The 22,824-nt window shown below is 71.4% G+C and carries 23 protein-coding genes and 2 pseudogenes; 8 read left to right on the top strand and 17 right to left on the bottom strand.

Translation table 11 applies throughout. The features are described from left to right. The first annotated feature begins 11 nt into the window (after positions 1–11). On the top strand, positions 12–1,370 hold the full coding sequence (locus KKZ08_RS15710) for an aromatic acid/H+ symport family MFS transporter (RefSeq protein WP_223775042.1): 1,359 nt from the start codon (positions 12–14) through the stop codon (positions 1,368–1,370). Positions 1,371–1,436: 66 nt separating this feature from the next. Continuing rightward, positions 1,437–2,330: a Bax inhibitor-1/YccA family protein gene (locus KKZ08_RS15705; RefSeq protein ID WP_223775041.1), complete on the top strand. Its 894-nt coding sequence runs from the start codon at positions 1,437–1,439 to the stop codon at positions 2,328–2,330. Positions 2,331–2,432: 102 nt separating this feature from the next. Here KKZ08_RS15705 and KKZ08_RS15700 read toward each other — a convergent pair whose 3' ends face one another. Then, positions 2,433–2,648: a DUF4287 domain-containing protein gene (locus KKZ08_RS15700; protein WP_223775040.1), complete on the bottom strand. Its 216-nt coding sequence runs from the start codon at positions 2,646–2,648 to the stop codon at positions 2,433–2,435. Positions 2,649–2,801: 153 nt separating this feature from the next. Here KKZ08_RS15700 and KKZ08_RS15695 point away from each other — a divergent pair. Continuing rightward, a pseudogene (locus tag KKZ08_RS15695) lies at positions 2,802–3,003 on the top strand (hypothetical protein). Positions 3,004–3,031: 28 nt separating this feature from the next. On the opposite strand, the gene KKZ08_RS15690 reads toward KKZ08_RS15695, so the two are convergent. From KKZ08_RS15690 to KKZ08_RS15680, 3 genes are all read right to left on the bottom strand, one after another. Next, a complete protein-coding gene (locus KKZ08_RS15690; protein WP_223779071.1) occupies positions 3,032–3,877 on the bottom strand; it encodes a hypothetical protein in 846 nt (281 codons plus the stop codon). Positions 3,878–4,144: 267 nt separating this feature from the next. Further along, complete coding sequence (locus KKZ08_RS15685; protein WP_223775039.1) at positions 4,145–5,365, bottom strand: acetyl-CoA C-acetyltransferase; 1,221 nt, start codon at positions 5,363–5,365, stop codon at positions 4,145–4,147. Positions 5,366–5,668: 303 nt separating this feature from the next. Next, positions 5,669–6,691 carry an SGNH/GDSL hydrolase family protein gene (locus tag KKZ08_RS15680; protein WP_223775038.1) on the bottom strand — a complete coding sequence of 341 codons (1,023 nt, stop codon included), beginning with the start codon at positions 6,689–6,691 and terminating at the stop codon, positions 5,669–5,671. 162 nt (positions 6,692–6,853) lie between these two features. Here KKZ08_RS15680 and KKZ08_RS15675 point away from each other — a divergent pair, with 162 nt between their 5' ends. Next, on the top strand, positions 6,854–8,245 hold the full coding sequence (locus tag KKZ08_RS15675) for a cystathionine beta-synthase (RefSeq protein ID WP_223775037.1): 1,392 nt from the start codon (positions 6,854–6,856) through the stop codon (positions 8,243–8,245). 281 nt (positions 8,246–8,526) lie between these two features. Here KKZ08_RS15675 and KKZ08_RS15670 read toward each other — a convergent pair whose 3' ends face one another. From KKZ08_RS15670 to KKZ08_RS15625, 10 genes are all read right to left on the bottom strand, one after another. Beyond that, positions 8,527–9,249, bottom strand: a complete 723-nt coding sequence (locus KKZ08_RS15670) for an HAD-IB family hydrolase (protein WP_223775036.1) — start codon at positions 9,247–9,249, stop codon at positions 8,527–8,529. Positions 9,250–9,357: 108 nt separating this feature from the next. Beyond that, entirely contained in the window at positions 9,358–9,606 is a 249-nt protein-coding gene (locus KKZ08_RS15665; RefSeq protein WP_223775035.1) for an acyl carrier protein, read from the bottom strand. Between the two features lie 107 nt (positions 9,607–9,713). After that, positions 9,714–10,745, bottom strand: coding sequence for a beta-ketoacyl-ACP synthase III (locus KKZ08_RS15660; protein WP_223775034.1), 1,032 nt, complete (start codon positions 10,743–10,745; stop codon positions 9,714–9,716). Positions 10,746–10,775: 30 nt separating this feature from the next. Next, a complete protein-coding gene (locus KKZ08_RS15655) occupies positions 10,776–11,759 on the bottom strand; it encodes an AvrD family protein (protein ID WP_223775033.1) in 984 nt (327 codons plus the stop codon). Positions 11,760–11,854: 95 nt separating this feature from the next. Then, complete coding sequence (locus KKZ08_RS15650) at positions 11,855–12,250, bottom strand: nuclear transport factor 2 family protein (protein ID WP_223775032.1); 396 nt, start codon at positions 12,248–12,250, stop codon at positions 11,855–11,857. An 82-nt stretch (positions 12,251–12,332) separates the two neighbouring features. Continuing rightward, on the bottom strand, positions 12,333–13,898 hold the full coding sequence (locus KKZ08_RS15645) for an FAD-dependent monooxygenase (RefSeq protein WP_223775031.1): 1,566 nt from the start codon (positions 13,896–13,898) through the stop codon (positions 12,333–12,335). A 33-nt stretch (positions 13,899–13,931) separates the two neighbouring features. Next, complete coding sequence (locus tag KKZ08_RS15640) at positions 13,932–14,861, bottom strand: DMT family transporter (protein WP_223775030.1); 930 nt, start codon at positions 14,859–14,861, stop codon at positions 13,932–13,934. A 32-nt stretch (positions 14,862–14,893) separates the two neighbouring features. Beyond that, the gene (locus KKZ08_RS15635; RefSeq protein ID WP_223775029.1) at positions 14,894–15,307 is read right to left on the bottom strand and encodes a nuclear transport factor 2 family protein; all 414 of its coding nucleotides are present in this window, start codon (positions 15,305–15,307) and stop codon (positions 14,894–14,896) included. Positions 15,308–15,380: 73 nt separating this feature from the next. Then, positions 15,381–15,974 (bottom strand): flavodoxin family protein, encoded by a 594-nt coding sequence (locus KKZ08_RS15630; protein WP_223775028.1) that lies wholly within the window; start codon positions 15,972–15,974, stop codon positions 15,381–15,383. Positions 15,975–16,043: 69 nt separating this feature from the next. After that, positions 16,044–16,754 carry an ATP-binding protein gene (locus KKZ08_RS15625; protein ID WP_223775027.1) on the bottom strand — a complete coding sequence of 237 codons (711 nt, stop codon included), beginning with the start codon at positions 16,752–16,754 and terminating at the stop codon, positions 16,044–16,046. 241 nt (positions 16,755–16,995) lie between these two features. Between KKZ08_RS15625 and KKZ08_RS15620 the strand changes: the two genes are divergently transcribed. Next, positions 16,996–17,613, top strand: a complete 618-nt coding sequence (locus KKZ08_RS15620; RefSeq protein ID WP_223775026.1) for a TetR/AcrR family transcriptional regulator — start codon at positions 16,996–16,998, stop codon at positions 17,611–17,613. Positions 17,614–17,657: 44 nt separating this feature from the next. Here the strand turns inward: KKZ08_RS15620 and KKZ08_RS15615 are convergent, their stop codons facing one another. Further along, positions 17,658–18,077 (bottom strand): hypothetical protein, encoded by a 420-nt coding sequence (locus KKZ08_RS15615; RefSeq protein WP_223775025.1) that lies wholly within the window; start codon positions 18,075–18,077, stop codon positions 17,658–17,660. Between the two features lie 11 nt (positions 18,078–18,088). After that, positions 18,089–19,516, bottom strand: a complete 1,428-nt coding sequence (locus tag KKZ08_RS15610) for a cytosine permease (protein WP_223775024.1) — start codon at positions 19,514–19,516, stop codon at positions 18,089–18,091. A gap of 116 nt (positions 19,517–19,632) precedes the next feature. Here KKZ08_RS15610 and KKZ08_RS15605 point away from each other — a divergent pair, with 116 nt between their 5' ends. Beyond that, on the top strand, positions 19,633–20,466 hold the full coding sequence (locus KKZ08_RS15605; RefSeq protein WP_223775023.1) for a MurR/RpiR family transcriptional regulator: 834 nt from the start codon (positions 19,633–19,635) through the stop codon (positions 20,464–20,466). 79 nt (positions 20,467–20,545) lie between these two features. Here KKZ08_RS15605 and KKZ08_RS15600 read toward each other — a convergent pair whose 3' ends face one another. After that, positions 20,546–21,328, bottom strand: coding sequence for an SDR family oxidoreductase (locus KKZ08_RS15600; protein ID WP_223775022.1), 783 nt, complete (start codon positions 21,326–21,328; stop codon positions 20,546–20,548). A gap of 178 nt (positions 21,329–21,506) precedes the next feature. Between KKZ08_RS15600 and KKZ08_RS15595 the strand changes: the two genes are divergently transcribed. Then, complete coding sequence (locus tag KKZ08_RS15595; RefSeq protein WP_223775021.1) at positions 21,507–22,082, top strand: TetR/AcrR family transcriptional regulator; 576 nt, start codon at positions 21,507–21,509, stop codon at positions 22,080–22,082. Between the two features lie 143 nt (positions 22,083–22,225). Then, a pseudogene (locus tag KKZ08_RS15590) lies at positions 22,226–22,821 on the top strand (hypothetical protein). The last annotated feature ends 3 nt before the right edge of the window (positions 22,822–22,824 follow it).

The following is a 22,824-nucleotide window of genomic DNA, read 5'->3' as shown; positions in this document are numbered from 1 at the left end:
AGAGGCGCAACGTGACCCCTCCCGCCCCCGAACGCACCTTCAGATCCGTCGCACCCGTCCTCGCCCTGTGCTGGCTCGTCGTCTTCTTCGACGGCATGGACGTCAACATCTACGGCGCCGTCATGCCGCACCTCCTCGACGACGAGGGCTTCGGCTTCAGCACCTCCACCGCCGGGACCATCGGCTCCTGGACCACCTTCGGCATGCTGATCGGCGCCCTCGGCTGCGGCACCCTCACCGACTGGGCCGGGCGCAAGCCCATGGTGACCGGCAGCGTCGTCCTCTTCTCGCTGGGCTCCGCGCTGTGCGCGCTCGCGCCGAGCGCCGCCTTCTTCGGCGCCGGCCGCTTCGTCTCCGGGCTCGGCCTCGGCGGGCTGATGCCGATCGGGCTCGCGATCGTCGCCGAGTTCGCGCCGCCGCGCAGGGCCGCGCTCGCCACCGGCCTGATGATGACCTCGTACCACGCGGGCGGCATGGCGGCGACGGGCCTCGGGCTCGCGCTCGGGCCGGACCACGGCTGGCGCGTCGTCTTCTGGACCGGCGTGATCCCCGCGCTCGTCGCCGTCCCGCTCGTCGTCACATGGCTGCCCGAATCGCCCGGGGTGCTCCTCGCCAAGGGCCGCGCGGCCGAGGCCGAGGCGGTCGCCGCCCGTTACCGCCTGCCGTCCCCGATCCTCGCCGAAGCCCCCGAGGCCGGGGCGAGGGGCCGCTTCGCCGCCGTCGCCGCGCTCTTCGCGCCCGGCCGGCGCCTGGCCACCCCGCTGCTGTGGACCGCCTCCTTCGCCGGGCTCCTCCTCGTCTACGGCGTCTCCACCTGGCTCCCGGAGCTGATGCGGGCCTCCGGCTACTCCCTGTCCTCCTCCGTCACCTTCCTGATGGTGATCAACGCGGGCGGCATCGTCGGCATGCTCGTCGCAGGACGCACCGCCGACCGCTTCGGGGCCGTCAAGGTCTCGGCGGTCTGGTTCCTGCTCACCGCCTGCGGCGCCTTCCTGCTCAAGGCGCAGCTGCCGCTCGGTGTCGCCTACGCCGTCGTCTTCGTCACCGGCATCTGGCTCTTCTCCGCCCAGGTCATGGTGTACGCGGCGACCCCCTCGGTCTACGGTCCCGCGCAGCGCGCCACCGGCCTTGGCTGGGTCACCGGCGTCGGGCGCACCGGCGCGGTCGTCGGGCCATGGCTCGGCGGCGCGGTGGTCGCGGGCGGCAACGCCTCGCTCGGCTTCACCACCTTCGCGGTCGCCGCCGTCCTCGGCGCGGCGGCCATCTCGCTGGTGCCACTCGTGCGGCGGAACGATTCCGATCCGGGAACAGTGCGGGCCACTCCGCGCGTTCTCGGTCACGAAGGGGGAAAGATCCTCCCCAAGCACTAGGACCATCCTTTTGCCTACGCATTACTCTTGAGGCAAAGCCACGCACGGTGGCCATGGAGGAGTGAAATGAGGAGCAGCAACCCGGTCTTCTCGCGACGGGGGTTCAGCCGCGACAACGGCTACGCCGGCTTCGGCGCGCAGCCGCAGGCCGGGGGACCCGCAGCCGCGACCCAGACCCAGGGCAACCCGTACGCGCAGGGCAACCCCTACGCCACCAATCCGTACGCCCAGCAGGACGTGCAGCACGGCGTGCCCCAGGCGCCCGTAAGCACCGCGGGCCGCATGACGATGGACGACGTCGTCATGCGCACCGCCACCACGCTCGGCACGCTGCTGGTCACGGCGGCGCTCGCCTGGGCGCTGCTGCCGGTCGACGAAGCCAACATGGGCAAGTCGTACGGCATCGCGATCGGCGCCGGTCTCGCCGCGATGGTGCTCGGCCTGGTGCAGGCCTTCAAGCGCAAGGCCTCGCCCGCGCTGATCCTGGCGTACGCCGCGCTGGAGGGCGTCTTCCTCGGCGTCATCTCCAGCGTCGTCGACAACCACATCGCGGACGGCGCGGCCATGCAGGCCGTGCTCGGCACGATGGCGGTCTTCGTCGGCGTCCTAGTGGCGTACAAGGCGGGCTGGATCCGCGTCAACCGTCGCTTCTACGGCTTCGTGATGGCCGCGGCGATGGGCTTCCTGCTGCTGACCGCCGTGAACCTGCTGTTCGCCGTCTTCGGCGGCGGTGACGGCCTCGGCTTCCGCAGCGGCGGCCTCGGCATCGTCTTCGGCATCGTCGGCATCCTGCTCGGCGCCTGCTTCCTCGCCCTGGACTTCAAGCAGGTCGAGGACGGCATCGCGTACGGCGCGCCGAAGGACGAGGCCTGGCTCGCGGCGTTCGGCCTGACGATGACGCTCGTCTGGATCTACCTCGAGTTCCTGCGCCTGATCGCGATCCTTCAGGGCAACGACTGAGGCAGGCCGCTCAGCGGTTGAACAACTGGACAACGCCCGAAGGGCCCGCGGACCGGAACCGGTCCGCGGGTCGCCGGGCTCGGGTCGGGGCGGTGCTGGGGGTCAGCGGGTGCGGGCGGCCCGGGTCGTACTCATCGCTTTCGCATGGCCGTACGCGAGGTTGTGCTCGGCACGCAGCCAGCTGACCTTCTCCTCGAAGCGGAAGAGGGAAGGGCCTTCGTCCACGGCGCGCAGCCAGTCGGAGATCTCACGACCGGTGCACTCGGGGATGCGGGCGATCAGGTTGCGGTGGGTCTCCTCGGAGAAGACTTGTGACATCGGCGCCTCCGGACGCGTCGCGATGTGTTCCGTCCTTCACGCCACCGTGCCTGAGGCCGTCGGCGTTGGCAACAGTCCCGGAAAGGCACATAAGGTCGCGGGGTGCTCGATACGAAGCCTTTGACGGCCGCAGTGGACCATTTCGCCGACCGCCTGCGGGCCGCGCCGCAGGGAAGCGTAGGCCACTCGCAGGCCCGGCGCCCCGCCGCGCGAGATGCCGGACGCGGGGATGTTCGCCGCCGCCGACCAGATCACCGTCGCGGGGCGGGATCTGGCCCTCGTACTGGAGGATCCGGCCGAACTGGCGCGGGTGCTCGAACTCGTGGAGGAGGCGCAGAAGCGGGCCGGGGTCTAGGAAGAACCCCGGCTCGGCGCGGAGCGCGTCAGACGGAGGCGATGACGCGGTCGGCGAGGATGTAGACGTTCTCGGTGCCGCATTCGAAGGTCAGGGCGTAGGCGCCCGAGATGCCGGAGCCGCCGAGCAGGACCGGGGCGTGGCCCTCGCGCAGGGCGCCCGCGAGCTGCTCCGCCGTCTCGCGGTGGCCCGGGGTCATGCAGAGCGTGGTGCCGTCCGCGAAGACGTACACGTCCAGGGTGCCCAGCGGGCCGGGGCGGACGTCGGCGAGGGCGGTGCGGGCACCGGCCAGCTCTTCGAGGCGGGCCACGGTGCGCTCGTGGTCGCCGTACCCCTCGGCGGCGGGCGTCTGCACCGGCACGAAGTCCGGGTGCGAGGGGTGCCGGCGGCGGGCCGCCGCCAACTCCGGCGAGTCCCCGGCGAATTCGTCGGCGGACGGATCGGCGAAGGGCTCGATCACCGGCTCCAGGCTGTCCGCCTCAAGACCCGTGAAGTCGGCCTGGCGCGGCAGGAACAGCTCGTCGGCGATGCCGTCGGGAATGCCCGGCAGGCCGTGCAGCAGGGTCGGCGCGTCCGAGTCCTCACGTGCTTCCTGGGCGGCCCAGAAGGCGCGGGCCTCGGCGAGTTCCCGCTCCCGCTCCTCGGCGAGCGCCTCGGCCACCGCCGTGCGTATCTCGTCGGCGTCCACGGCGGTGCGGGCGCCCGGCACCGTGGGGTGCGGGCGGTCGGCGGCACGGCTGTCGGCCGGCTCGGTGCGCAGGACGATGAGCTCGGCGAGCTCGGCGAGCTGCTTGCGCAGGCCGCGCACGGCGTGCAGGGCGGCGGCGCCCACGGCCGTGGCAGCGGCCGTGGAGAGCAGCAAGGCAAGAGGCATGGCGCTCACTGACGTACTCCCGGTTTCAAGTCGACCCCCGACTTCCTACATCAGCTTGAAGCCTGCACGATCCACCTGTCAGTGCATAACGTCACGAAATGGACAGGTCTTTGGGCCTGGTGGGGTGGATGGATCTCCTGTGACCTGGGCATATGCGTCTCCCCCAGGAGATAGGTCACATCCTGGGGGAGATTGGGTCACGGAATGATGCAGAGACGGAGCGTCAGGGGCGCGAACTCTGCGTCAGCGATTCGGGCGCTCTCGGGGTCAGCTGAGGCGCTCGATGACCATCGCCATGCCCTGGCCGCCGCCGACGCACATCGTCTCCAGGCCGAACTGCTTGTCGTGGAACTGGAGGGAGTTGATGAGCGTGCCGGTGATGCGGGCGCCCGTCATGCCGAAGGGGTGGCCGACCGCGATGGCGCCGCCGTTGACGTTCAGCTTGTCGAGCGGGATGTTCAGGTCGCGGTAGCTCGGGATCACCTGGGCGGCGAAGGCCTCGTTGATCTCGACGAGGTCGATGTCGTCGATGGTGAGTCCGGCGCGGCGCAGGGCCTGCTTCGACGCCTCGACCGGGCCGAGGCCCATGATCTCGGGGGACAGGCCGGTGACGCCGGTGGAGACGATGCGGGCGAGCGGGGTCAGGCCCAGCTCGCGGGCCTTGGTGTCGCTCATGATCACCAGGGCGGCGGCGCCGTCGTTCAGGGGGCAGCAGTTGCCGGCGGTGACCATGCCGTCGGGGCGGAAGACGGGCTTGAGGCCCTGGACGCCCTCGTACGTGACGCCGGCGCGCGGGCCGTCGTCCTTGCTGACGACCGTGCCGTCGGGGGTGGTGACCGGGGTGATCTCCCGCTCCCAGAAGCCGTTCTTGATGGCCTCTTCGGCGAGGTTCTGCGAGCGGACGCCGAACTCGTCCATGTCCTGGCGGGTGACGCCCTTGGCGCGGGCGAGGTTCTCGGCGGTCTGGCCCATCGCGATGTACGCGTCCGGGATCAGGCCGTCCTCGCGCGGGTCGTGCCAGTCGGTGCCGGTCTGCTCGGCGCGGGCCGCGGTGCGGGCCTCGGCGTCGGCGAAGAGGGGGTTGTGGGTGTCGGGAAGGCCGTCGCTGGTGCCCTTGACGCTGCGCGACACCATCTCCACGCCCGCCGAGATGAAGACGTCGCCCTCGCCCGCCTTGATGGCGTGCAGGGCCATGCGGCTCGTCTGGAGGGAGGAGGAGCAGTAGCGGGTGACGGTGCAGCCGGGCAGGTGGTCCATGCCCATCTGCACGGCGACGATGCGGCCGAGGTTGTGGCCCTGCTCGCCGCCGGGGAGGCCGCAGCCGAGCATCAGGTCGTCGATGTCCTTCGGGTCCAGCTCGGGGACCTTGGCGAGGGCGGCCTCGATGATCGTGGCGGTCAGGTCGTCCGGGCGCAGATCCTTCAGTGAGCCCTTGAAGGCGCGGCCGATCGGGGTGCGGGCGGTGGAGACGATCACGGCTTCGGGCATCACGGCGCTCCAGTGGCGAGGGAGGGGCAGGACTCCTTGGGAAGTTACCTGCACGTAGAGGTGATCGTCAGGGGGTGGGGACTGTGACGAGGGACGCATTTCTAAGCGGTTGCTCAGGCCGCGGGGCCCTGGGCGGGAGGGGGTGCGTGTTCTGGTGCGGGTGGGTTGTGGCCGGGCGCGCAGTTCCCCGCGCCCCTGGCGGGGCGGGGGCGAGGGCGGTGTTGGGTGTGCCCCTTTAGGGGCGCGGGGAACTGCGCGGCCAGCCCCCACCGGCCCGCGGCGAGAGACGCACCCCGCCCTCGCTCACCGCGGCAGCGGAGACGGCTCCGGGGCGTGGATGCGGCGTCGGCGGCGGCGCTTGAGGAGGGCCCACGGCCCTCGGGGGCCCGCCGGCATCGCCGCGGTGACCTCCGTGCCGCCCTCCGCCGCCGCCTGGGCCGCCGCCCGGGCCACCGGCAGGAAACCCTCGCGCCGCGAGATGTCGGGACGCTCCTCCTCGGGCCACAGGCCGAGCGCCGCGCAGAGCGTGGGAAGCATCGCCATGGCCGCCGTCGCGTACCCCTCCGCCGAGGGGTGGTAGTTGTCGGGACCGAACAGCTCCCGGGGGTTCGCCGCGAACTCCGGGCCGAGCAGATCACCCAGCGACACCGTCCGCCCGCCCTGCTCGACCACCCCGATCGTCTGCGCCGCGGCCAGCTGCCGCGAGACCCGGCGCGCCAGCCACCGCAAGGGCTGGTAGACGTTCTCCACCGTGCCGAGATCGGGGCACGTGCCGACCACCACCTCCGCCCCCGCCGTCCGCAGCCGCCGCACCGCCGAGGAGAGGTGCCGCACCGACCGCGTCGGCGGCATCCGGTGCGTCACGTCATTCGCGCCGATCATGATGACGCAGACGTCCGGCAGCCACGACGGGTCGGAGAGGACCAGCGTCACCTGCCGGTCCAGGTCGTCCGACTGGGCGCCGGGCAGCGCCACGTTCCGCAGGTCGACGGGCCGCTCCGCCACCGCCGAGAGTCCGGCGGCGAGCAGCGCCCCGGGCGTCTGCCTGGCCCGGTGCACGCCCTGCCCCGCCGCCGTGGAGTCGCCGAGCATCGCGAACCGTACCGGTTCGGACCAGTCGGAACGGCCGGAGTTCTCCGCGTACGACCTGCCGTAGCGGCCGTCGGCCCGGGGCGGAGCCGTATGCGCCCCGCCGCCCACGGTCCGCTTCGCCAGCTGCACCTCGGCAAGGACCACGCCGATCGTCGCGGCCCCGATCAGCCCGATGCCTCCGCCGCCGTACGCCGCCCCCGCGGCGATCCGCCGTGCCACCCTCGCCCGCGACATGCCCCGCAGCCACCTCCTCCAGCCGAATCGCCGTACAGCCGTACATCCAGTCATTGCCCCGTAAGCACGGTCGGCCAATCGCGAGCGGAGGTGAACGGATGAGGCGGAGCCTTAGGCTGACCGCACCAATTCGTCGCACTACATCGCAGCCCGGAGACAACGGTGCAATTCCACGACTCGATGATCAGCCTCGTCGGCAACACCCCGCTCGTGAGGCTCAACAACGTGACCGCGGGGATCCAGGCGACCGTCCTGGCCAAGGTCGAGTACTTCAACCCCGGCGGGTCCGTGAAGGACCGCATCGCCCTGCGCATGATCGAGGCGGCCGAGCAGAGCGGGGAGCTGCAGCCCGGCGGGACCATCGTCGAGCCGACGTCCGGCAACACCGGCGTCGGGCTCGCCATCGTGGCCCAGCAGAAGGGCTACAAGTGCATCTTCGTCTGCCCGGACAAGGTGTCCCTCGACAAGATCAACGTGCTGCGCGCGTACGGCGCCGACGTGGTGGTCTGCCCGACCGCCGTCGATCCCGAGCACCCGGATTCGTACTACAACGTCTCCGACCGCCTCGTATGCGAGACGCCCGGCGCCTGGAAGCCCGACCAGTACAGCAACCCGAACAACCCCCTCTCCCACTACCACTCCACCGGCCCCGAGCTGTGGGAGCAGACGGAAGGGAAGATCACCCACTTCGTCACGGGCATCGGGACCGGCGGCACCATCTCCGGCACGGGCAACTACCTCAAGGAGGTCTCCGGCGGCCGCGTGAAGGTCGTCGGCGCCGACCCCGAGGGGTCCGTGTACTCCGGCGGCTCCGGGCGGCCGTACCTCGTCGAGGGCGTCGGTGAGGACTTCTGGCCGACGGCGTACGACCGGCACGTGACGGACGAGATCATCGCGGTGTCCGACAAGGACTCCTTCCAGATGACGCGGCGCCTGGCCAAGGAGGAGGGCCTGCTCGTCGGCGGCTCCTGCGGCATGGCGGTCGTCGCGGCGCTGCGGGTCGCGGAGCGGCTCGGCCCGGACGACGTCGTCGTCGTGCTGCTGCCCGACTCCGGACGCGGCTACATGAGCAAGATCTTCAGCGACGAGTGGATGAACGACTACGGCTTCCTCGAGCAGGCCGGGGACGCGCCGCGCGTCGGCGACGTGCTGCGCCGCAAGGAAGGCGGCGCGCTGCCCTCGCTGGTGCACATGCACCCCGAGGAGACCGTCGGCGAGGCCATCGAGGTGCTGCGCGAGTACGGCGTCTCGCAGATGCCGATCGTGAAGCCGGGCGCCGGTCACCCCGACGTGATGGCCGCCGAGGTCATCGGCTCCGTCGTCGAACGCGAGCTGCTCGACGCCCTGTTCACGCAGCGCGCCTCGCTCGGCGACCCGCTGGAGAAGCACATGTCGGACCCGCTGCCGCAGGTCGGCTCCGGTGAGCCGGTGGCCGACCTGATGTCGGTGCTCGGCGGCGCGGACGCGGCGATCGTCCTGGTCGAGGGCAAGCCGACGGGCGTCGTCAGCCGCCAGGACCTGCTGGCGTTCCTCGCGGAGCAGCAGGGGCAGTAGAGAGCAGGAGAGGGCAGGAGGGGCGGCAGGCCGCGGCGGGTGACCGCCGTCGGCCGGACTTCGCGGAAGTGGTACGCGTGCGACATGTCGGCGCAGCACCCGCTTAACACTGCTCCGGCACATTGGTGGTTGTCGGCGTCAGGAACTCCGGAGCGGCTCCCGGACCTCCACGGACGCCTGGACGCGGCCTGGCCCTGACCCGGTGCGCGTCCCTCGCGGGGACCGCCGTCGTCCCGCCCCCTGGGGAGACCCGGGGGTGCGGCGGTCCCCGCGATCGACCCCTACGAGGCGCTCTCGCGGACCGGGGAAGCGGCCCCGGCCGCACTCCGGAGCGGCGCGGGCGCCCCCGGCAGCAGCAGCCAGGAACGCGCGCGGGCCAGGTCACGCAGCTCCTCGTCCCCGCCGACGACCGCGGCCGAGCCGGTGCTGCTCAGCATGGGCACGTCGGAGACGTGATCGCCGTAGGCGACGCAGTGGCCCGGGGCGGTGCGGTACGCGCTCGCCACCAGCCGCACGGCTTCCGCCTTGGCCCGGCCGATCATCGGGGGGCGGATGAGCCTGCCGGTGTAGCGGCCCCGGGTGATCTCCGGTGGGGTGCACCACGTTTCGTCGGTGCCGAGGTACGCGGCGATGGGTTCGAGGCAGGCGGGAAAGGAACCGGAGACCAACACCACCACGTCGCCGTCCGACTGGTGGCGGCGCAGGGCGGCGAGCGCGTGCTCGTTGAAGAAACCGCCGTGGCGCAGCTCGGCGGCGAACCACTCCCGGGCCAGGCGTGACACCGTGGCGGCGCTCGCGCCCCGGAAGTTCTCGAAGTACGCCCGGTTGGTCTCCTCCCGGGGCACGCCGATGGCGGTCATCGCTTTCAGGCGCCGACGACGCTGCTCGTACACATGGGGTGCGTGGCCTTGGGCCGTCAGGTAGTGGCGCAGGAAACGGAACAGTGTCGTGTCGGTCGTCAGAGTGCCGTCGACATCGAAGAACGCGATCCGGGTGTGTCTCATCAGGCTCTCGGCAGCAGGGGCTTCGGACACGGACTTCGGCGGTGTGGGAGACGGCGGCCGACGCCGGGGGTCGTGTCCGGCCGCCGTCTCCCTCTCCTCCGCCTGCTCTCAGGCGTCGACGCCCTTGGAGCGGAGGAGCTCTACGGTCCCGGCGACCGTGCCGGCCTCCTGGAGTTCCTCGTCGGTGACCTGCACGCCGTAGCGCCGGGTGAGGTCGACGGCGACCTCCACGAGGACGAGGGAGTCGAAGCCGAGAAGGTCGAACCGGGTGTCACTGGTGGTGCCCTCGGGGGCTTCGTATCCGGCCGCCAGGAGGTCGAGGAGCTGGTCGGACAGGGGCTGCGTCTGCGTGGTCATGTCGTGTCGCCGATCTGTGAGTACGTAAGGCTCTGTGAGTACGTAAGGCTCTGTGAGTACGTGAGGATCTGTGAGTACGTGAGGAGCGGGCCGCTGTGCGGCTCGCCTCAGCCGACGGTGAGACCGTCCGGCCAGGTCAGTGCCACCGAACCCCAGGTCAGTCCGCCGCCGAAGGCGGTGAGCAGAACGCGTGAGCCCGGGGTGAGCCGGCCGGCGGCCGTCGCGTCGGCCAGGGCGAGCGGGATGGAGGCGGCCGAGGTGTTCCCGACCTGGTCGATGTTGATGACGGCCCGGTCCTCGGGGATGTCGAGCTGGCGGGCGAGCGCTTTGAGGATGCGTACGTTGGCCTGGTGACCGACCAGGTGGTCGACCTGGTCGGTGCTCCAGCCGATCCGGTCGAGCAGCGAGGTGGCCGAGTGCTGCATCCGGGTCACGGCGGCCGTGAACACCTTCTTGCCCTGCATCGTGAAGTAGGGGTCGCCCAGCTCCGGGTCGTCGGGGTTGGCCCGCTGCCGGGAGCCTCCCGCGGGGATGCGGATGAGGTCCGCCTGGCTTCCGTCGGCCCCGAGGTCCACGCCGAGCAGGACACCGGGCCGCTCCGCGTCGCGGGTCGCCGCCAGGACGACGGCGCCGGCCCCGTCGCCGAAGATGACGGAGGTCGTGCGGTCGGTGGGGTTGAGGATCGTCGAGTAGGTCTCGGCACCGATGACCAGGACGCGTTCGGCCTGGCCGGCGATGATCTGGGCGGATGCCGTGGCCAGCGCGTACAGGAATCCCGAGCACACGCCCGCGATGTCGTAGGCGGCGGCCGTGCCCAGCTGGAGGCGGGCGGCGACCGCGGGGGCGGTGGCCGGGCAGGGGTGGTCCGGGGTGGTCGTCGCGAGGACCACCGCGTCCACCGCGCCCGGCTCGGGCCGCAGCCCGGCGGACATCAGTGCCCGGAGCCCGGCCTCGACGGCCAGATCGCCGGTGGAAGTGCCGGGCGAGGCCCAGTGCCGGGCCCGGATGCCCGTCCGGGTGGTGATCCATTCGTCGTCGGTGTCCAGGCGGGCGGCCAGTTCGTCGTTGGTGATGCGGCGGGGCGGCAGGTGGCTGCCAAGGCCGATGACGGCGGCGGCCGGTTGCTGGTGGTGCGCCATGTGCTCGTTACCTCCGAGGTGCGGCGGTGGTCAGGGGAGAAGGTGAGCGACGTTGCAGGTCAAACGCATCCCTGCGGCCGTCGCGACGATCTGCCCTGTGCGCCAGACGCCCTGCGGAGTGGGCAGTTTGTTTGTTCTGACCAGCTCCGCGTGGAAGCGCCCGTCGTCGCTCCCGGCCCCGGGCGCCGGGGTGATGGTGGTGCTGCGCATCCACAAGGTGTTGGACGTGGCACGGTCGAGGCCGTCCAGCCGGTACAGAAGGATCTGGCCGAGCTGGAGCGCGGAGGTGAACAGGTCGATCATCGTCGCCGGGAGGGCGGCACGGCGCGTGCCGCCGGGGTCGGTGGTGATGCTGAGCTCCGCGCTCGCCGTGTGCGCCTCGACGTCGGCCTCGATACCGGTGAGGAACTGGTGGCGGCCGAGGTGGGACGCACCGTAGGGGGCGTCGTTCCAGGGGCCGGGGAGATCTTCCGGACGGGCGTAGAAGCCCTCGGTCCGCGAGGTGGGCGCGGTCGCGGCGTGTTCGACCACCACACGCACGGTCATCGAGCCGATGGTGCAGTCCATGGCGGTGAGGCGGCGGCGCAGGGCGGCGATGTCGTTCGTGGAGTGGTGGACCGCGCGGACGGCGAAGGAACCGAGGTTCTCCTCGTCCGGTGTGCCGCCTGCCTTGATGGCCAGGGACCGGATCAGGAACGGTCCGGTGGGCGGCAGCTCGAAGACGTGGGCGGCGTAGAGGCCGGTGAGCTGGGCGGCGAGGACCATGGCGTCGATGGTCGACAGGTGCGGCCGCTGGTGGGTGTCGCCTTTGCGGGACCACGTGCCGGGTATGCCGATCGCGGCCGTGGCGTCGATGCGTCCGGGTGCTTCGTGCGTGGCGTCCCGGATGGTGATGTCGGTGAGTGCCTGAGTGACGCGCTTGAAGCCCTCCCCGAAGAAGCGTCCCTCACGGCTCCCCAGCTCATCGTCCGCGGAGCTGATGCGGAGAATGTCCGATGTAGCTGTACTCTGCATGAAATTTTCCCCCTGTGTGACTCCTCGCCCCCGGCGAGAAGGTGTTTCGTCGGCCGCCCCGTCCCGCGGCGGCTTCGCCGCGGGACGGGAAGGACTCAGTGGTCGTCGGCGAGCTGAGCCGCGAAGACGCCGTGGTGGAAGTAGGCCCACAGCTCGGCGATCAAGCCCTGCTCGTTGAGACGGTATACATGGATGCCCGCCCAGTTGACGGGCTTTCCTTCGGTGCTGACGACCGCGCCGCGCCACGAGACGGCGGTCTGGCCGCCGGTGGTGTAGGCGTCGATCGGCGTGATGCCGAGGAAGGGGTCGAAGCGCGGGATCACGTTGCGGAGCTTGGTCCGGATGGCCTCGCGGCCCCGGATCGGCTCGCTGCCGACCGGGTCGTGGAAGATCCCGTCCTCGGCGAAGGCCTCGGCCCACAGGTCGGCGTCCGCGGCCTGGGAGCCGGCGTAGAACTGGTGGACGGCCTTGGGCATGGCGGGGAACGTCATGGGTGGTGCACTCCTGAATCGATCCTGGATCAATGGGGAAGAGGCGGCGGTCGCCGCATGCCGACGACGAGGTCGGCAGGTCTCAGGTGGTGGACAGGGCGAGCCGGCGCGCACCGCCGGCCAGGGCGTCAGCGGTGAGGACCGCGGCGACGCGCCGGTCGGGACGGACCAGCAAGGCGGCCGCGCCCTGCGGCCACATCGCCCGGACCCGCGGATGGTGTTCATCCAGGGGCACGGTGTCGAGCATGCCGACGGGCGGGCATCCGAGCAGCTCCGTGTGGCCGCCGGCGAGGTCGCGCGCCCGTGCGAGGAAGGACGGGTGAGCGACGAGCAGCGTGCTGAGCGTGGCGTCCGTGCCCGCGGGCAGCAGATCGACCGGCCCGGTGGTCTCCCGTACGGCGGTGGGCACGCGGGTGCCCTTCTCCAGCCGGTAGGCGCCGGGCAGGTCCGGGGCGTCGGGGGCGGGATGGTGCGGGTAGAGCTGGCTCCAGCGGGGAGCATGCCTGGTCAGCGCCTGCCGCAGCGTCTCCTCGTCCGCCGTGCCACCGGCTGTGCGCATCCGCTGGACCAGGGGCAGGACGTCGGCGGCCGCGATCGCCTCGGCCGCGGCTTCCCGCCGTTCGGACTCGTAGCCCGCCATGTCGGCGGCGGTGTCGTGGCGTATCGCGTACACGATGCGCCAGGCCAGGTCGAGCACGTCACCGATGCCCAGGTTGAGGCCCTGGCCCCCGGCCGGGGCGTTGAGGTGGGCGGCGTCCCCGGCCAGGGCGACACGGCCCTCGGCCATGCGTGAGGCGATGCGTTCCTGCACGGTGTACTGGGCCACCCGCGCCACCTGCTTCAGCCGCAGCCTGTCACCGAAGCCGAGGGCGTCCACGAGGGTGGCGACCTGGTCCGCGGTGACCTGGGCGTCCTTGTCCAGGGCGAGCATCATGTCGGCCGGACCGGCGACGCGTACCTGCCCCGAGGGCAAGGGAGCGAGGGTGACCATTCCGGCGCGGCCCACGTAGATGCCCGTCTCCGGCTCGGTCGCCGGCAGGAGAGGGGTGCCTTCGACGAGGAGGTAACTGGCGGGCGCGTGGCGGCCTTCCAGGGACGAGCCGAGCCGCGCGCGTACCTGGCTGCCGGCGCCGTCGCACCCGATCAGATACCGGCACCGCACCAGGGAAGGCCCGCCGGCCCCGTTGAGCCGCACTGTCAGCGGCTCGTCCGGTGACTCGTCCGGCGAGTGGTCCGGCGACCGGTCCCCGCCGGAGTGCCCCAGGTACGTGGTGCCGTGGCGGAAGAGGACGCCGCTGTCGCGGGCCGCTTCCTCCAGAAGCTCCTCATAGACGGGTTGCGGCAGATTGAGATAGCCGTCGACGGTGCTGTCCAGGCCGGTCAACGGGCCGTGGTAGGACCCCTGGTGGGTGTGGAAGGAGATGCGCTCCAGCGCCAGGCCCTTCTCCCGCACCTCGGTCAGCAGGCCGAGCGCGTCGAGGAACTCCAGGGTGGGCGCATGCAGGGTGATGGCCCGCGTCCGCCGGTCACGGCTGGTGCTCCGCTCCACGACGAGTACCCGCAGCCCCGCCTGGCGCAGTACCAGGGCCAGGGCGAGGCCGGTCGGGCCCGCGCCGACCACGAGGACGTCGGTTTCCTGAGGGGGCATGAAAATCGCTACTTCTCTCGGAACGGGTCGGCCTCAGCGCCGGCCGGCCAGCGGGGCCGGCGGCTCCGCTTCGGTGGTGGGCAAGGGGGCGTCCGGCACGGCTTCCACGGTGGCCTTGGGTTTCCGGGGCCAGGTGGCTCCGAGGACCGAACCGAGGACGATCGCACCGCCGAGCAGCTGGAGCGGGGCGAGTGTCTCGCCGGCGATGAGCCAGCCGAAGAAGCCCGCGCTGACGGGGCCCAGCAGAGGCAGGGGGGCCGACAGGGAGATGGGAAGCGCCTGGAGGCCGGAGAGCAGCAGGTAGTAGGCGAGCGCCGAGCAGCCGAACGCGACCCAGGCGAGACCGCCGAGCTGCGACAGGGTGATGGAGGGCGGCGCGCCCTCGGCGAGGAGCGCGATGGGCAGGAGGACGGCGCTGCCGCCGAGCAGGGTCCAGGAGGCGAAGGTGATACCGCCGATCCCTTCGGGCCGTCCCCAGCGACGGGAGAGGACACTGCCGAGCCCGAGGCTGAGGGCCGAGCCGAGACCGGCCACGACACCGAGGGCGTCGAGACTGCTGTCCCCGCGGAACACCAGCAGGGCGACGCCGCAGACGCCGATGACCGCGGCCACGTACTGCACGGGCCGGATCCGTTCCCTGAGCACCGGAACGGCGAAGCCGATGGCGAAGAGCGTGGACAGGGCGCCGATGGTGGCGGAGACGCCACTGGACAGCCGCTGCGCCGAGACGAACAGGAGCCCGAAGAAGAACCCGATGTTCAGGGCGCCCACCACGAGACTGCGCCACCACCACGTGCCCTTGGGCAGGGCGGGCTTGAGGGCGAGCAGGAGCAGCCCGGCCGGGGCGGCGCGCAGGACCGCGTCCCAGTAGGGGCTGGGCGGCAGGTACTGGGCGACGAGATAGGAGGTGCCGCCGAGCGTGGGGCCGAGCGCCGTGCGCAGCAGCAACTTGTTTTGATTCATGACAGCTCGTTCCGAGGCGTTGATGCGCGAGGTCAGGCGGTGAACGCCTCGTGGATGGCGTAGCTGTCCTCATACATGCGATAGCCGACGATCCGGCCGTCGACGACGGTGAAGTGCAGCGCGTAGCTGTTGGTGAACTTCTTGCCCGTGGCGAGGACCCCGAAGACGCAGGTGGCGAAGACGACGGCGTGCTCGCCTTCGGTCACCCGGCCCGTGAGGGCGAAGGACTCCGGGGGCGTGAGGACTTGGCCGAAGAGCCCGAAGAACTCGGCGATCTCTTCCTTGGTGGACCTGCTGCCGGCCCACGGGACGTTGGGGGCGCCCGCGACGGTGAAGTCCACCTCGTCGGCGAACAGGTCGAGCAGGGCCGACTGATTTCCGCTTCCGAAGGCCTCGAAAAAGGCATCGACGGTGTCGGCGGTCGACTTCAGGGTGTCGGTGGACATGGTGGTCCTCTCTTCTCTCGTATCTCTCGTACGTGGGTCGGGTCGTGAGACGGCGGGGCGGGGTCCCCGGGGCTCAGACGCCGAGGGCCTCGCGGCCGGCCAGGACGACGGCCGTGTGCCGGGCGACGCGGCCGCCCAGGTACTCGGCGGTGGCGATGTCGGCCTTGTGCACGTCGTCCGCGGGGAGGTCCGCCGGGGTGGTGGCCGCGGCGCCGTTGAAGTAGCCGAGGCGGTTGAGGTCGTTCTCGCTCTCGGTGCTGGTGTGCCAGCCCGGGTGCAGGCCGAGGTTCACCCAGTTCATCTGGTGCTGGGCGCCGAGGGTGGCGAAGTAGCCGAGCGTGGAGTGCTTGTCCCCGGCCTTGCAGGCGGCGTTGGTGAAGCCGGCGCCGATCTTGTCGCGCCAGGTGAGGGCGGCCCAGCGCTTGCTGGTCGACTCGGCGAAGGCGTGGAACTTGCCGGCCGCCGAACCCATGTAGGTCGGCGAGCCGAAGATGATCGCGTCCGCCGAGTCGAGCACGCCCCACTGCTCGTCGGTGATGGTGTCGACGCGGATCAGCGTGACCTCGGCCCCCGCGTCGGTCGCGCCGGCCCCGACGGCCTTCGCCAGTACGTCGGTGTGTCCGTAACCGGAGTAATAGGCGATGGCGATGCTCGGCTTTTTGGGCATGACGAAGCTCCTTCTGTTCATGGTGAGTTGAAAGGTGATTGCGAGGCGGGTGAGGGCGGGAACGGCGTCCTACGCGGCCGCGGGCACGCGCTCGGTCTCCATGCGGAAGTCCTGCTTGCCGTAGTCCTGCCAGGCCAGTTCGATGGCCTCTTCGGTGCTCATCACCGGCTTGAGGTCGAAGATGCCCGCGATGGTCTCCAGGCGTTCGTGCATGGTGCCGCTGACCACGTGGTACGGGATCTCGAGCTCGTCGAGGGTCTGGAGCAGCATCGTGTCGATGGTGGCGCGGAAGCGCTCATTCATCGGGCGGTGTCCGTCGGCCGCGATGGGCAGCTCGTGCTGGAGGTGTACGTACGCGTCGTAGGTGTCCTTGACGTGCTGCTTGAGGGCGTACCCGTACTGGTCCACCACCTTGCCGAAGAAGCGCATCTCCTCGGTGAGTTCGACGGCCCGGCCGCCTTCGAGGCCTGCCGTGTCGTTCGGGTTCATGCCGTGGATGACACGGCCCGCGCCGTACAGCCACTCCTGGAGCGATGAACCGTCCGAGATGAAGTGGTCGCCGAGCAGCGCCTCCTGGACCGCGCGCCCGGTGTGCCGACGCAGCATCAGCTGAAGGAACTCATCCGGGGTCACTTCCGAGAGCTTCTTGCCGGGGAACGTCTCCGGCAGGATCTCGCGGATCGTCCTCGCCAGCGTCCGCGGGACGCCGGTGTAGCGCGAAAGCGCCATCACGGTGGACGTCTTGCCGGCGGAGTAGGTACCGGAGATCGAGATCTTCATTCTGGGCAACCCTTCGACTGCGAAGCCTGGTCCGTCTTGAAACCGGGAAAGGGAAACCCACGGGCACGACGGCCCGTCGAAAGCACCCCCCCTGGTGCACGGCCGGAGGGAAGCCCTCCAACCTGTTGGTTGGATCATGGCACATCGCTGTGGGCAGTGCCAACCAACTAGTTGGCTGAATGCTGGCACGGCTCCGCGCGAATGTCCAACCAACTAGTTGGGTGCGGGTACTCTGGGGTGCATGGCACGGGACACAGGCAAGACCAAGCGCCTGCTCATGGACGCAGCGCGTGCGGAGTTCGCGGAGTACGGCATCGCGGGAGCGCGCGTCAATCGGATCGCGGAACAGGCGGGGGTCAACAAAGAGCGGATCTACGGGCACTTCGGCAACAAGGAAGGCCTGTTCAACGCGGTGCTCGGCGAGGCGATGGCCGAGCTGGCGCAGGCCGTGCGCCCCGGCGAGGGGCCGGCCGGGGAGTACGTGGGGCGCGTCTTCGACTATCACAGTCAGGACCCGACGCTGCTGCGGCTGCTCATGTTCGAGGCGCTCTACTACGGAGACCGGCTGGCCGACAGGGAATCCAGCCGGGCCGCCTGGTACGCGAGCGCGTCCGAGTCCTTGCGGGACTCCACCGGCTACACCTCGGAGCAGGCGGCCCAGCTGCTGCTCACGCTGATCGGCCTGGGCGCGTGGCCGGTCGCCATGCCCCAACTGGCCCGCCTGGCCCTGGACAAGCAGGAGGACTGCACGGGGGCGCGGGGCAGCCTGCGGGACTTCCTCGTCGCCTTCACCGAACGGGCCATGGCGGGGACGGACACGACGGGTACGACGAGTACGGGGGCGGAGGTCGGAAGCTGATCCGGCCCTGAGGGCGGCCTGAGGTCAGTCCGGGCGAGGGTGGGTCAGTCGTCCCACTCCGAGTCGCGGTTCTTGCGGCGGCCGAAGGGGGCGCCCTTGACGGCGTGCACCGCGTTCACGCCGAAGATGCCCGCCCACGTCACGACGAGGCCGGTCAGGCCGGCGTTGACCACGCCGATCGCGGAGAGCGGGACGGCGAGGATCAGCGAGATCACCCCGAAGCCGAACCGCTCGCTCCACGAGTCCAGCGGGCTGCCGGACGGCGAGCGGGCGCCGCGCGCGACGACCATCTGCTGCTCGGCCAGGTGACGGCGCATGCGGCGGTCGATCGTGCCGTCCAGGCGCTGCTCGACCTTCCCGAGGAAGGAGTCGACCAGGGCGGAGTCGTACTCCTCGCCGAGTTCTCTGCGGGCGTGCAGAGTGGCGTCGAGTTCCTTCTTGAGTTCGGCGTCACGGGCTTCCATACCGGTCAACGTTACGGCGCCGGTGCCTCGTCGGCGCTGGGGCTAGCCCCCCTTTCCGGCTGGGGGCCGTCCCCCGGGGCCACGGCGCCGCGCCCGGCCAGCGTCCAGTACAGCACCGCGGGCACCACGAGCCCCACGATCCACGAGATGTCGGCGCCGCCCAGCGGCTCGACGAGCGGGCCCGTGTAGAAGTGCGTGACGAGGAAGGGCAGTTGGGCGAGGAGTCCGATGCCGTAGACGGCGAGGGCGTCCGGGCGCCAGGCGCCGTAGCGGCCGTGCGGGTCGAAGAGCGCCGGGATGTCGTAGCGCTCGCGGGAGATCAGGTAGTAGTCGACGAGGTTGATCGCCGACCACGGCGTGAAGAAGGTCAGCAGGAACAGCAGGAAGTCCTTGAAGGACGTCAGGAAGCTGTCCTTGCCCAGCAGCGCGACCGCCGTGCCCGCCACCATGATGACCGCGATGTACGCGGAGCGCCCGCGCGGCCCGAGCACCTTCAGGCCGCGGAAGCCGCTGATGCTCGTGACCATCGACATGAAGCCGCCGTAGGTGTTGAGCACGTTGATCGTCAGCTTGCCGAGCGCGATCACGAAGTACAGGAACGAGGCGATCAGGCCGGTGCCGCCGAGGCCGACGACATAGCCGACCTGGTTGTCGAGGAAGGCGTCCCCCGCGCTCGCCGCCACCAGCACGCCGAACGTCATCGACCACTGCGAGCCGATCGCCGACCCCGACAGGGTCCACCAGAACGTGGCCTTCGCCGAGGTCGTACGCGGCAGATAGCGCGAGTAGTCGGCGACGTACGGCCCGAAGGCGAGCTGCCAGGACGCCGAGAGCGAGACGGCGAGCAGGAACATCGGCAGGTCGAAGCGGGCGTCACCCAGCAGGGCGGAGACGTCCACGCGGTCGACGAGGCGGACGCCGAGGTAGACGAACGCCAGCGCGCAGATGACGGACGCGACCCGGCCGAGCGCGTGGATGACGCGGTAGCCGACCGCCGCCATGACCGCCGTGACGGCGGCGAAGAGCACGATGCCGGTGGTGTCGTCGGTGTGCGTCAGCTCGGCCGTGGCCTGTCCGGCGAGGACGCTGCCGCTCGCGAAGAACCCGACGTACATGAGGATGACGAGCAGCAGCGGGACGACCGCGCCCTTCACGCCGAACTGCGCGCGGGACTGGATCATCTGGGGCAGGCCGAGCTTCGGTCCCTGCGCCGAGTGCAGGGCCATCACCGCGCCGCCCAGCAGGTTGCCGAGGACGAGACCGGCCAGCGACCACACCACGTCGCCGCCGAAGACGACCGCGAGGGCGCCCGTGACGACCGCGGTGATCTGGAGGTTGGCGCCGAGCCAGAGCGTGAACTGACTGAACGCCGTGCCGTGCCGTTCGTCGTCCGGGACGACGTCGATGGAGCGCCGCTCCACCAGGTCCTCAGCTGCCATGACGGCCGCCTTCCGCGCTCGGGAGCCTTGCTCGGCTGTATATCGTCATGCAGAGTTCTTGCTGACTGAATAGGTTGTCAATGGTTCGGCGTGAATCACCGGTGACAAGGAACGGCATGAGTGACAGTCCTGCGGCACGGCTCCAAGTGCTCTTCGAGGGGCACCGACTCACGCCCACGCAGCGCCGCATCGCGCACTGCATGGTGCGGCGGGCGGCGGACGTCCCCTTCCTCTCCAGCGTCGAGCTGGCGGAACTGGCCGGCGTGAGCCAGCCCTCCGTGACCCGGTTCGCCGTCGCGCTCGGCTTCGACGGCTACCCCGCGCTGCGCAAACACCTGCGGGACGTGGTGCCCGCCGAGGCGGCCGCCGGGGACTCCCTCAACGAGTACCAGCAGGCGGTCGAGGCGGAGATCGCGAACCTCCGGCATCTCGCGGAGGCGCTCGCGGACCCGGGGCCGGTCGAGCGGGCGGGCCGGCTCCTCGCCGCCTCCCGTCCCCTGCCCGTCCTCGGCCTGCGGGCCGCCGCCTCCCAGGCGTACGGCTTCTCGTACTTCGCCGCGAAGGTCCACCCCGACGTACGCCTCCTCGACGAGGGCGGCACGATGCTCACCGACCGCATCGACGCGGCGGTCCGCGCGGGCGCCACGGCGCTTCTCTGCTTCGCGCTGCCGCGCCACCCCCGGGAGGTCGTCGACGCGCTGGCCCACGCGAGGGAGACGGGCCTGACGGTGGTCACGGTGGCGGACTCGCCGTTCGCCCCGGTGGCGACGTACTCCCACATCCTGCTCCCGGCGGCCGTCGGCACGGGCCTCGCCTTCGACACGGCCTGCGCGCCGATGCTGCTCGGCCGGGTCCTGCTGGAGGCCATGTGCGACGGCCTCCCGGACGCGCAGGCGCGGCTGGAGGAGTTCGACGCGGGGGCGGTGGCACGGGGGTTGTTCGTGGAGTGAGGTGTGCCTGCGGGCGGGGCCCGGGTGCGTTGTGCCGTGCGTCCCGCGGGTTCAGGCCCGCGGGTTCACGTCCGCGGGTTCAGGCGGTCTTGATGGATCCGCCGTCGATGACGTGGTCGGCGCCCGTGGTCGCGGCGGCGAGTGGCGACGAGAGGTAGGCGACGAGGGCGGCGACCTCCTCCGGTTCGACCAGCCGGTCGATGACCATGCCCGTCGCCGACGGCAGACCCGCCAGCAGGTCGGCGTGCGGGATGCCCATGGCCGCGGCCAGCTCGGCGCCGTAGCCGGACGGGCTCTCCCACATGTCGGTGCGGACCGGACCCGGCGAGACGGTGTTCACCCGCACTCCCTTCGGGCCGAACTCGTGGACGATGGCCTTGCCGAACGCGGTCAGCGCGGCCTTGGCCGTCGTATAGGCGAGGGGACCGCCGTGCGGGACACGGGCGCCCACGGACGAGACGTTGACGATCGCGCCGCGAGCGGCCAGCAGGGCGGGCAGGGCCGCGCGGGTGACGCGGACGGTGGCGAAGAAGTTCAGGTCCACCACCTGCGCCCACTGCGCGTCCGTCACATCGAGGAAGCCGCCGCTCAGGCCGCCGTCACCACCGCCGACGTTGTTGACCAGGATGTCGATGCCGCCCAGCTCGGCCGTGGCGTCGGCGACGAGGCGCTCGGCGCCGGCGGGGTCGGACAGGTCCACCGCCACCGGGTGCGCACCGGCCGCGCGAAGCTCCGGCGCGGCCGTCCGGGCCGCCGCGACGACCCGGACGCCCTCGGCGCTCAGGGCCCGGACGACGGCCAGTCCGATGCCACGGCTGGCGCCCGTGACCAGGGCGGTCTTGCCGTTGAGTTGCAGGTCCATGGTGTTCCCCCCAGAAAGAAAAGCATCTGTCACGTAGCGCTCAACATAGAACCTGCGACAGTGATGACGCAAGTAGTAGTTGACCGGCCACATGGACGTACGATTGCCGCGATTGCTGCGGAGGCACCGTGTTCGCCACGTGCTCCGCCCGACGCCGACCAGAAGGGCCCGTACCCGCATGGCGCTGCCCCCCTCCGCCAAACCGCTGCGCGCCGACGCCGAGCGAACGGTCCGCGCGATCCTCGAAGCCGCCGAGCGGGTCCTGTCCGCGAACCCGGCGGCGCCGATGGAGCAGATCGCCGAGGCCGCCGGGGTCGCCCGCACCACCGTGCACCGGCGGTTCGCCTCACGGGAGGCCCTGATCACGGCACTGGCCGCCTGGGCGACCCAGCGGTTCCACGACGCCGTCGAAGCCGCCAGGCCGGACACCGCGCCGCCCGCCGTCGCGCTCTACCAGGCCACCGCGAACGTGCTGCGCGTGAAGATCGGCTGGGGCTTCGCCATGAACGCCCTGCCCACCGACGCACCCGAGGTCGCCCGCGTGCACGCCGCCGTGCAGGCCCAGTGCGAGCGGTTGTTCGGCCGCCTCCGTGACGCCGGTGTGCTGCGGCCCGGCACCGACCCGGACTGGGCGCGGCGGGTGTACTACGCGCTCATCCACGAAGCGGCGACGGAGGCACCGGAGACGGACGCGGCCGTGGACGCCCTGGCCACGCGGGTGGTCGACACGTTGCTGCGGGGCGTGGGGGCCTGAGGGCTGCCCGGCCGCGACACCCGTTCCCCGGGCCGCTGAACGCCGCCGGTGGCCGCTTTCTCACGGACTCCTCAGATTCCGCCGCTATCCTCCCCCGCCGAAGCGGCGCGACGGGAAGCGTGACGGCAGGCATAGGAGGCGACATGGGACGCGGCGGACATGGCCTGGCGAGGGTGCCGGTCGTCGTACGGGCGGGGGCGGCGCCCCTGTGGTGGCTGGGTGTGCTCGCCGCCGGGGGCGGCGCCGTGCCGGAGGGGATCACCGGGCGGCGTATCGGCGCGCTCGCCGGGGCCGCGCTGTTCCTCGTGACGGCCGCCGTCGTCGCGTACGCCCGCGGGAAGCGCTACGACGCCCTCGCCCGCGAGGCCACCCGTGCCGGCAAGCACGACGTGCTCCAGAGCCGTGCCGTGACCGTGCGCAACTGGCGGCGCGGGCACCGGTGGTGGCTCGTCGCCGCCTTTCTCGCCGCGCTCGGCAGCGCCTTCCTGGTGCCCGTGGCCGGCGGCGCCGTCCTCACGGGCGCGGGCGCCGGCCTGTGGCTGAAGGCGGCGCGGCTCGGCCGCCGCGAGCAGGACGGCGACGTACTCCTGTGGGTGCGCGTCGACTGGCTCGGGCGCGGCGCGGGCGCCCCTGGGGCAAGGCCGTCCGGGCCTACCGCACCACGGGCCCGGCGGCGGGCGACGCCGCGCCGGGCGGGGCCCGCCGCCGCACCGTCGCCGCCGCGGGCGCGCGGCGCTGAGCG

The sequence above is a fragment of the Streptomyces sp. 135 genome (assembly GCF_020026305.1).
Classification (GTDB): Bacteria; Actinomycetota; Actinomycetes; order Streptomycetales; family Streptomycetaceae; genus Streptomyces.
This window is presented reverse-complemented; position numbering and strand designations above follow the sequence as displayed.

Bases quoted from the DNA above. Each gene is read 5' to 3' on its own strand.
- KKZ08_RS15705 (WP_223775041.1), top strand. From the start codon at position 1,437: ATGAGGAGCAGCAACCCGGTCTTCTCGCGACGGGGGTTCAGCCGCGAC.
- KKZ08_RS15700 (WP_223775040.1), bottom strand. From the start codon at position 2,648: ATGTCACAAGTCTTCTCCGAGGAGACCCACCGCAACCTGATCGCCCGC.
- KKZ08_RS15690 (WP_223779071.1), bottom strand. From the start codon at position 3,877: ATGCCTCTTGCCTTGCTGCTCTCCACGGCCGCTGCCACGGCCGTGGGC.
- KKZ08_RS15685 (WP_223775039.1), bottom strand. From the start codon at position 5,365: ATGCCCGAAGCCGTGATCGTCTCCACCGCCCGCACCCCGATCGGCCGC.
- KKZ08_RS15680 (WP_223775038.1), bottom strand. From the start codon at position 6,691: ATGTCGCGGGCGAGGGTGGCACGGCGGATCGCCGCGGGGGCGGCGTAC.
- KKZ08_RS15670 (WP_223775036.1), bottom strand. From the start codon at position 9,249: ATGAGACACACCCGGATCGCGTTCTTCGATGTCGACGGCACTCTGACG.
- KKZ08_RS15665 (WP_223775035.1), bottom strand. From the start codon at position 9,606: ATGACCACGCAGACGCAGCCCCTGTCCGACCAGCTCCTCGACCTCCTG.
- KKZ08_RS15660 (WP_223775034.1), bottom strand. From the start codon at position 10,745: ATGGCGCACCACCAGCAACCGGCCGCCGCCGTCATCGGCCTTGGCAGC.
- KKZ08_RS15655 (WP_223775033.1), bottom strand. From the start codon at position 11,759: ATGCAGAGTACAGCTACATCGGACATTCTCCGCATCAGCTCCGCGGAC.
- KKZ08_RS15650 (WP_223775032.1), bottom strand. From the start codon at position 12,250: ATGACGTTCCCCGCCATGCCCAAGGCCGTCCACCAGTTCTACGCCGGC.
- KKZ08_RS15645 (WP_223775031.1), bottom strand. From the start codon at position 13,898: ATGCCCCCTCAGGAAACCGACGTCCTCGTGGTCGGCGCGGGCCCGACC.
- KKZ08_RS15640 (WP_223775030.1), bottom strand. From the start codon at position 14,861: ATGAATCAAAACAAGTTGCTGCTGCGCACGGCGCTCGGCCCCACGCTC.
- KKZ08_RS15635 (WP_223775029.1), bottom strand. From the start codon at position 15,307: ATGTCCACCGACACCCTGAAGTCGACCGCCGACACCGTCGATGCCTTT.
- KKZ08_RS15630 (WP_223775028.1), bottom strand. From the start codon at position 15,974: ATGCCCAAAAAGCCGAGCATCGCCATCGCCTATTACTCCGGTTACGGA.
- KKZ08_RS15625 (WP_223775027.1), bottom strand. From the start codon at position 16,754: ATGAAGATCTCGATCTCCGGTACCTACTCCGCCGGCAAGACGTCCACC.
- KKZ08_RS15620 (WP_223775026.1), top strand. From the start codon at position 16,996: ATGGCACGGGACACAGGCAAGACCAAGCGCCTGCTCATGGACGCAGCG.
- KKZ08_RS15615 (WP_223775025.1), bottom strand. From the start codon at position 18,077: ATGGAAGCCCGTGACGCCGAACTCAAGAAGGAACTCGACGCCACTCTG.
- KKZ08_RS15610 (WP_223775024.1), bottom strand. From the start codon at position 19,516: ATGGCAGCTGAGGACCTGGTGGAGCGGCGCTCCATCGACGTCGTCCCG.
- KKZ08_RS15605 (WP_223775023.1), top strand. From the start codon at position 19,633: ATGAGTGACAGTCCTGCGGCACGGCTCCAAGTGCTCTTCGAGGGGCAC.
- KKZ08_RS15600 (WP_223775022.1), bottom strand. From the start codon at position 21,328: ATGGACCTGCAACTCAACGGCAAGACCGCCCTGGTCACGGGCGCCAGC.
- KKZ08_RS15595 (WP_223775021.1), top strand. From the start codon at position 21,507: ATGGCGCTGCCCCCCTCCGCCAAACCGCTGCGCGCCGACGCCGAGCGA.